The following is a 507-nucleotide window of genomic DNA, read 5'->3' as shown; positions in this document are numbered from 1 at the left end:
CACATGGACGAGCACCGCGACCATGCCGTCGAAGCCCTCCGCAAATTCCTCGACGCCACGTAGGGGATCAGGTACTGACCCCTAGCGCGATAGGTCAGTAACATGTCACACTCTGATAACAGTCCCCTCCAACCCCAGTTACCTCTGGTAACTTTTCGTGTGACGAGGGTTACACTGGATATTGAATTTGTATACAATCTCCAATAACCCTCTCCGCTGACAAGCATTCGATGACGAAGCAAAGGATCCAATTCGTGGACAACTGGCTAGGACTTGCCGATCGGCGCGTGCTGGTGGCCGGCGCCGGCGGCATCGGTGAAGCCTGCACAGCAGCCTTCAGCGCAGCGGGCGCCCGCGTGGTCATCGCGGACATCGACGAGTCCCGGCTCCAGCGCCACGAGAACGGTCTCCGCGCCGACTTCTCCACCGTCGAGGGCTGTGAAGACGCCGTCGCGGCAACCGTTGACGCACTCGGCGGGATCGACATCCTCTTCCACGCCGTCGGCG

General features: G+C 60.6%; 1 protein-coding gene. It reads left to right on the top strand.

The window, feature by feature from the left end; all coding sequences use genetic code 11:
- Positions 1-254 precede the first annotated feature (254 nt).
- Positions 255-507: SDR family oxidoreductase (locus H0X90_RS35350; protein ID WP_330165472.1), on the top strand; the 253-nt coding region annotated here is incomplete at its 3' end.

The organism is Burkholderia sp. 9775_39 (assembly GCF_015712225.1).
Classification (GTDB): Bacteria; Pseudomonadota; Gammaproteobacteria; order Burkholderiales; family Burkholderiaceae; genus Burkholderia; species Burkholderia cenocepacia.
The sequence above is the reverse complement of the archived record's forward strand: the minus strand, read 5'-3'. Positions and strand labels throughout refer to the sequence as shown.